The sequence below is a fragment of the Streptococcus sp. CCH5-D3 genome (assembly GCF_001556435.1).
Lineage (GTDB): Bacteria > Bacillota > Bacilli > Lactobacillales > Streptococcaceae > Streptococcus.
The window spans coordinates 1-564 of sequence record NZ_LSIW01000152.1; the positions used below are offsets into that span (position 1 = coordinate 1).

Annotated in this window: 1 protein-coding gene; it reads left to right on the forward strand. The window is 41.7% G+C overall.

Translation table 11 applies throughout. The annotated features are described in order from the left end of the window. A partial coding sequence (locus tag AX662_RS10835) for a hypothetical protein (RefSeq protein WP_197414717.1) occupies positions 1-564 on the forward strand: 564 nt, incomplete at both ends.

A 564-nucleotide genomic window follows, 5' to 3' on the forward strand; every position in this document is an offset into this window, starting at 1 on the left:
CTGTATCAAATTCTGAATCCGCTTCAGAGAGTGCTTCAGTATCTGAGTCACAATCGGTTTCAAACTCAGAGTCATCGTCAGAAAGTGCCTCAACGTCGACATCACAATCAGAGTCAAATTCAACTTCAGCCTCAGTAAGTGCTTCAATTTCAGAGTCACAGTCTGTTTCAATTTCAGAATCAGCTTCAACGAGTGAATCAATTTCAGAATCACAATCGGTTTCAAACTCAGAGTCATCGTCAGAAAGTGCTTCAGTAAGAGAATCACAGTCTGTTTCTAATTCAGAATCAGCGTCAGTAAGTGAATCGACATCAGCGTCACAATCAGAATCAAACTCAGTTTCGACTTCAGAGAGTGAGTCGACATCAGCGTCACAATCCGAGTCAAACTCAGTTTCAGTCTCAGTAAGTGCATCTGTTTCAGCCTCACAATCTGCCTCAACTTCAGAATCAGCCTCTGTAAGTGAATCAGTATCAGAATCACAGTCTATTTCAAACTCAGAGTCAGCCTCAGTAAGCGAATCAATTAGTGAGTCACAATCAGTGTCAAACTCAGAGTCAGCAT